This is a genomic window from uncultured Chitinophaga sp. (assembly GCF_937874145.1).
Taxonomy (GTDB): Bacteria; Bacteroidota; Bacteroidia; order Chitinophagales; family Chitinophagaceae; genus Chitinophaga.
Genome location: NZ_CALNBI010000445.1, coordinates 1 through 3,391 on the forward strand (window position 1 = coordinate 1; position 3,391 = coordinate 3,391).

General features: G+C 56.5%; 3 protein-coding genes and 1 pseudogene. 2 read left to right on the forward strand and 2 right to left on the reverse strand.

What is annotated here, in order from left to right:
- A pseudogene (gene pgi, locus Q0510_RS21335) lies at positions 1-598 on the reverse strand (glucose-6-phosphate isomerase); the annotation flags it as partial.
- Positions 599-664: 66 nt separating this feature from the next.
- Positions 665-1,474, reverse strand: a complete 810-nt coding sequence (locus tag Q0510_RS21340; RefSeq protein WP_298716138.1) for a hypothetical protein — start codon at positions 1,472-1,474, stop codon at positions 665-667.
- A gap of 129 nt (positions 1,475-1,603) precedes the next feature.
- Between Q0510_RS21340 and prfB the strand changes: the two genes are divergently transcribed.
- A protein-coding gene (prfB, locus tag Q0510_RS21345) for a peptide chain release factor 2 (protein WP_298716140.1) occupies positions 1,604-2,699 on the forward strand; the annotation gives its coding sequence in 2 pieces (ribosomal slippage) (positions 1,604-1,663 and positions 1,665-2,699; 1,095 coding nt in all).
- Between the two features lie 50 nt (positions 2,700-2,749).
- Positions 2,750-3,391: aldehyde dehydrogenase family protein (locus Q0510_RS21350; RefSeq protein WP_298716142.1), on the forward strand; the 642-nt coding region annotated here is incomplete at its 3' end.

The window sequence follows — 3,391 nt, forward strand, 5'->3', positions numbered from 1 at the left end:
CGGCGCTTACCTTCTTGAGGGTTTCCACGATGTGGGTACCGTCGACATTCGACACGAAATATGGCTGGATGCCTTCCACCCAGTAGGGTTTCAGGGCTTCGGTCACCATCACGGGGCCCAGGTCGGAGCCGCCGATGCCGATATTGACGATGTATTTGATCTTCTTGCCGGAGAAGCCTTTCCAGGCGCCGGCATGAATGCGGTTGCAGCAGTCTTCCATCTGAGCGAGCACTGCATTTACTTCGGGCATCACGTCTTTACCGTCGAGCAGTACGGGCGAGCCGGAGAGGTTGCGGAGTGCGGTATGGAGTACGGCGCGGCCTTCGGTGGCGTTGATCTTTTCGCCGGCGAACATGGCTTTGCGGGCTTCTTCGACCCGGCATTCGCGGGCGAGATCCTGCAGCAGCTGCATGGTGCCTTCGGTTATGATGTTTTTGGAGTAGTCGAACAGGATGTCGTCCAGCCGCAGCGAGAACTTCCGGAAACGGTCGGGGTCTTCGGCGAAGAGGTCGCGCATCTGGGTGATGCCCATCATTCCTGCATGGGCGAGCAGATCTTGCCAGGCTTCAGTAGCGTCGGGCTGTACGGATGGAAACATGATATGGGCTTTAAATTTTCAATGCGTCAAAAATACACATCGGGATTGATAGTTGTGCAGGTTTTATCAGACGAGCGTCCGTTTTCGCAACAGTTGCATGAGGATCGACAACGCGAGGATGGCCATGATGATGGTGCCGGCGGCTACGATGGGAGGGGAGTCGGGGCTGGCGACGGCGTCGCGCTTGAGGATGATGCCATAGAAGGCCCAGATGCCCGTGAGGCCGTACCAGATATTATTGAAGCGGAAAATCATGAGGAGGGCGGCGAGGGTGCCGAGGATCATGCAGAGGACGGTCCAGTAGACGCCGCCCACGCCGTATGCGCTCCATCCCATGGCAAGGCCCCAGATGGTGAGGTTGGCGAACAGGGCGATGGTGATCCATCCGAAATACACGCCGAACGGGAAGAAGATGAAGGCTTTTTCGGCCAGGGGGGCTTTGGGATCGGCGATCCGGAACCGGGCGTGGATGCGGACGAGGGTGTAGAGGATAAAAATCATGAGGGCGAGCGAAACGCCGATCAGGTCATAATGCCATGCGAAGAGCCAGCAGGCGTTGCCCAGGCAGTTGAGCAGGAACCACGGCCCCAGGCGCACCATCATCGCAGTCAGTTCCCCTTCGCGGCCGGGTGCGAAGGCCAGCCAGAGCTGGTAACCGGCGAAAGCCAGAAGCCCCAGGTAAATGACGCTCCAGATACTGAAAGTGATGCCGGCAGGGGTGAACAGGTTCGGGTACATGTCCGATACTTCGCCGGTAGTGCGGCCGTTCAGCGTGGCGGTATTCGCCATCACGTTGACGCCGACAACCACCAAAAGCGCTATCAGGTTGAAAAAAGCCTGCTGCCGGAAATGTGGTATGCTCATGCGGGTTTCCATACGGGTTTCATTTGATGACATTCTCGCGCAAAAATCTTTCCAACCTGAATTTACATATTAAAAATGAATTGGTTAGTCATCGAATTCCCTTTTCGTATTTCGTTAATAATAATTTATCTTTGCGGACTTATGACAACAGAGCAACTGAAACATATGAGGGACCGTTTGTACGTCCTGGGAGGTTTTCTTTAACGTCCAGGACCGTATAGACAAAATCGAAAATGATAAGCAAATGACCCTTGCTCCCGGATTCTGGGACGACAACGAAAGGGCGACCGCCATCCTCAAGGAAATCAAGGTTAACAAGTTTTGGGTAGATCTCCACGACGGCGTTAAATCGTCGATCGAGGACTGCGCCGTATTGCTCGACTTCCAGAAGGAGGGAGAGGCTACGGAAGAGGAAGTGAACCAGGCGTATGCCGCCGCCCTCCAGGCGCTGGACGAGCTGGAATTCAAATCCACCCTGAACCAGCCGGAAGACGAGATGCCGGCCGTGCTCACGATCAATTCGGGAGCGGGCGGTACCGAAAGCCAGGACTGGGCCGAGATGTTATTGCGGATGTACCGGATGTACGGCGAGAAGCAGGGCTGGAAAGTCAGCGAGATCGACGTGCAGTACGGCGACGGTGCGGGTATCAAATCCGCCACCCTCGAGTTCGACGGGGACTTTGCCTACGGCCTCCTCAAAGCCGAAAGCGGCGTGCACCGCCTGGTGCGCATTTCGCCGTTCGACTCCAACGCAAGGCGCCACACTTCGTTCGCTTCCGTGTTCGTATACCCGCTGGTCGACGATACGATTGAAGTGACCGTGAACCCGGCCGACCTGGAATGGGAATTCTACCGTTCCGGTGGTAAGGGCGGTCAGAACGTGAACAAAGTGGAAACCGCCGTGCGGCTGAAACACATCCCTTCGGGCATCATCATCGAATGCCAGCAGGCCCGTACGCAGGGCGAGAACCGTGAAAAGGCGCTCACCATGCTGAAATCCCGCCTGTACGAAGAGGAGATCCGCCGCAGGGAGGAACTGAAGAACGCCACCAACGCCAACAAGCGCAAAATCGAGTGGGGCTCGCAGATCCGGTCGTACGTTTTCCATCCTTATAAAATGATCAAAGACCACCGCACCGATTTCGAAGTCGGCAACGTAGGCCCGGTCATGGACGGAGAGCTGGACGGTTTCATCAAGGCGTACCTGATGATGCAGAAAGAAGACGAAAATGGCTGACACCAGGCCTGAAGTGAACAATATTGATAACCGAAACAACAATCTAAGCCATGCACAATGCTTATTTTGACTTTGCAGCACCAACCAACGAGCCGGTTCTCTCTTACGGTCCCGGCACCCCTGAGAAAGCAGCATTGAAAAAACAGCTGGCCGCCTTCAAGGCCGTTGAGATGGACATTCCCATGTACATCGGCGGCAAGGAAGTTCGTACCGGCAAAACGGTGGATATCCGTCCCCCGCACGAAATCAAGCATAAACTGGGGCACTTCCACGCGGGAGACGCCAGCCATGTAAAAGAAGCGATCTCCGCTGCGCTTGCAGCGCGCCAGCAATGGGCCGACACGCCCTGGGAACAGCGCGCCGCCATCTTCCTGAAAGCAGCAGAGCTCCTGGCCACCAAGTACCGCGCGCATACCAACGCCGCTACCATGCTGGGCCAGAGCAAGAACGCCTACCAGGCGGAAATCGACTCTGCCTGCGAGCTGATTGACTTCCTCCGCTTCAACGTGCATTTCCTCTCCGAAATCTACCGCCAGCAGCCTATCAGCTCGCCCGGCGTTCATAACAGGCTGGAGTACCGTCCGCTCGAAGGCTTCGTGCTCGCGGTAACGCCTTTCAACTTCTCCGCCATCGGCGGCAACCTGCCCACCTCCGCCGCCATGTGCGGCAACGTGGTAGTATGGAAACCGGCC

Excerpts from the sequence above, each read along its gene's own strand:
- Q0510_RS21340 (WP_298716138.1), bottom strand. The coding sequence starts at position 1,474 with ATGGAAACCCGCATGAGCATACCACATTTCCGGCAGCAGGCTTTTTTC.